We start from the raw sequence: 2840 nt of genomic DNA, 5'->3' as shown, positions 1-2840 counted from the left end.
GACGCCGCGGCGGCGCGGGCGGCCTGCGCGCTGCCGCTGCTGGTCAAGGATTTCGTGTTCGATCCGCTGCAGGTGCTGGCGGCGCGGGCCGCGGGAGCCGACGCCCTGCTGCTGATCGCCAGGGCGCTGTCGCCGGGAGAGCTGTCCGTCCTGCTCGCGCGGATCGGGGAGGCGGGCATGACCGCCCTGGTCGAGTGCCACGACGAGACGGACGTGCAGAAGGCGCTGGCCGCGGGGGCGCCGGTGATCGGCGTCAACAGCCGCGACCTGGAGACCCTGGCCGTGGATCTCGACGTGCCGCGGCGCCTGCTGCCCCTGCTGCACCCGCGCGCCCTGGCGGTGGCCGAGAGCGGCATCCGCACGCGCGCGGACGTGGAGGAGCTGAGCGGCTGCGGCGCCGACGCCTGCCTGGTGGGCAGCGTCCTGCTGGAAGCCGCGGACCCCGGCGCCAAGCTCCGCGAACTGGGAGGACGGACATGACCAGGGTCAAGATCTGCGGCCTGACCGTGCCCGACGAGGCCCGCGCCTGCCACCGGGCCGGCGCCGACTATCTGGGCGTGGTCTTCGCCGGCGGTCCGCGCCTGGTGGACGCGGCGGCGGCGAAGGCCATTCGCGCGGCGGTGCCGACGGCACGGCTGGTGGGCGTCTTCGCGGATCAGTCCGCGGCGGAGGTCGCGGCGATCGTCGCCGCCTGCCGGCTCGACCTCGTGCAGCTGCACGGCGGCGAGACGGACGCGGACGTGGCGGCCGTCGCCGCGCGGACCGGCCGGCCGGTGATCAAGGTCATGCGGGCCGGCGAGCCCGTCAGCGCGGCAGCCGATTATCTGCTCTTCGATCTCGCCAAGGGCCGCGACCCCGAACCCGGTGAGCGGGATCGGCTGTGGGAACAGGCCCGGTCGGCCGTCGCCGCCGGGCGCAGGGTCTTCCTGGCGGGTAGACTGCGGACGGAAGAGGTGACGGCGGCCATCGCCGCCGTCGCGCCCCATGCACTGGACGTGTCCGGCGGCGTCGAATCCGCGCCCGGACGCAAGGACGCCGCGCTCGTGCGCGGTTTTGTCGAGGAGGTCCGCCGTGCGCGTCCCTGACGATGGCGCTGCCGGACGTTTCGGCCCCTATGGCGGCCGCTACGTGCCGGAGACGTTGATGCCCTGCCTCATCGAGCTGGAGGCGGCCTGGGAGGATGCCCGCCGCGACGACGGCTTCGAGCGCGAGTTCTCCGCCCTGCTGCGCGACTACGTGGGCCGGCCCAGCCCCCTGTACCGCACGCGGCGCTTCGGCGACCTGCACGGCGGCGGCGCGTCGGTCTACCTCAAGCGGGAGGACCTCAACCATACCGGCGCACACAAGATCAACAACAGCCTCGGACAGGCGCTGCTCGCGCGCCGCATGGGCAAGCGGCGCATCGTGGCCGAGACCGGAGCGGGGCAGCACGGCGTGGCGACCGCCGCGGCGTGCGCTCTGCTCGGTCTCGACTGCGTGGTCTACATGGGCGAGGTGGACATGGCGCGCCAGGCGCCCAACGTGGCGCGCATGAAGCTGCACGGCGCCGAGGTGGTGCCCGTCGCCAGCGGCACACGCACGCTGAAGGACGCCACCAGCGAGGCCATCCGAGACTGGGTGACCAACGTCGCCGACACCCACTACATCCTGGGCTCGACCGTGGGGCCCCATCCCTATCCGGGCCTGGTGCGCGACCTGCAATCGGTCATCGGGCGGGAGGCGCGGGCCCAGTTCCTCGAAGCCACGGGACGTCTGCCCGGTGCCGTGGTCGCCTGCGTCGGCGGCGGGTCGAACGCCCTGGGCATCTTCACCGCCTTCCTCGCCGACGACGGCGTGGCGCTGTTCGGCGTCGAGGCCGGCGGCTCGACGGTGGGCCACTCGGCGTCGCTGACCGCCGGCGAACCGGGCGTGCTGCACGGCGCGTTGAGCTACCTGCTGCAGGACGACGACGGCCAGGTGTCGCCCGCCCACTCGGTGGCGGCGGGCCTGGACTACCCCGGCGTCGGACCGCAGCACAGCCACCTCAAGGACACCGGACGCGCCGTCTACGAGACGGTCGACGATGCCGAGGCGCTCGCCGCCTTCCACGAGCTGTCCCGTTGCGAGGGGATCATTCCGGCGCTGGAGTCGAGCCACGCCCTGGCCTGGGTCATGAGGCGCCAGGCCGGGTCAGATCCCCTGCCCGGCCCCATCCTGATCAACCTGTCCGGACGCGGGGACAAGGACCTGGGCGGCATCGTAGGAGGGGACTCATGAGGCTCGAGAAGATCACGCGCGCCCTGCGCGACGACGGCCGCAAGGCCCTGGTGCCCTTCTTCACCGCCGGCTATCCGGACGAGCGGTCCTTCGTCGCGTCGGTCCGGGCCGCCGCCGCGGCCGGTTGCCGGGTGTTCGAGGTGGGCATCCCCTTCTCCGATCCCGTGGCCGACGGTCCGCTGATCCAGATGGCGAGCCAGCGTGCGCTGGCCGCCGGCATGACCCTGCGCCGGGCGCTCGAACTGACCGCCGCGGCCGCCGGCGAGACCGGTCTGGCCCCGGTAGTGATGAGCTACTTCAACCCCGTCCTGCGCATGGGCCTGGACGAGTTCGCGGCCCGCGCCGCGGACGCGGGCGTCGCCGGCGTGATCCTGCCGGACGTGCCGGTGGAGGAGTCCGCCGCCGTCGCCGAGGCGCTGGCGTCCGTCGGTCTGGACCTGGTGGCCCTGATGGCGCCGACCACCGATCCCGTGCGGGCCCGCGCGATCGCCGCGGCCTCGCGCGGTTTCCTGTATCTCGTCGCGTTGACCGGCGTGACCGGCGCGGCGCTCGGCGGCGGCGAGGGCCTGCCGGCGCTGGTGGCG

The 2840-nt window shown here is 73.9% G+C and carries 4 protein-coding genes; all 4 read left to right on the top strand.

Annotated elements, in window-relative coordinates:
- On the top strand, window positions 1-480 hold a 480-nt coding region (locus KJ554_02835), incomplete at its 5' end, for an indole-3-glycerol-phosphate synthase TrpC (GenBank protein MBU0741273.1).
- A complete protein-coding gene (locus KJ554_02830) occupies window positions 477-1085 on the top strand; it encodes a phosphoribosylanthranilate isomerase (GenBank protein ID MBU0741272.1) in 609 nt (202 codons plus the stop codon). The genes KJ554_02835 and KJ554_02830, both read left to right, overlap by 4 nt.
- Window positions 985-2256: a tryptophan synthase subunit beta gene (gene trpB, locus KJ554_02825; GenBank protein ID MBU0741271.1), complete on the top strand. Its 1272-nt coding sequence runs from the start codon at window positions 985-987 to the stop codon at window positions 2254-2256. Before KJ554_02830 ends, trpB begins: the two co-directional genes overlap by 101 nt.
- Window positions 2253-2840 (top strand): tryptophan synthase subunit alpha (gene trpA, locus KJ554_02820; protein ID MBU0741270.1); only part of this gene is annotated, 588 nt, incomplete at its 3' end. The genes trpB and trpA, both read left to right, overlap by 4 nt.

The organism is bacterium (genome assembly GCA_018814885.1).
Taxonomy (GTDB): domain Bacteria; phylum Krumholzibacteriota; class Krumholzibacteriia; order LZORAL124-64-63; family LZORAL124-64-63; genus JAHIYU01.
This window is presented reverse-complemented; position numbering and strand designations above follow the sequence as displayed.

Coding starts and splice junctions, on each gene's coding strand:
- KJ554_02830 (MBU0741272.1), top strand. CDS start 477: ATGACCAGGGTCAAGATCTGCGGCCTGACCGTGCCCGACGAGGCCCGC.
- trpB (MBU0741271.1), top strand. CDS start 985: ATGCACTGGACGTGTCCGGCGGCGTCGAATCCGCGCCCGGACGCAAGG.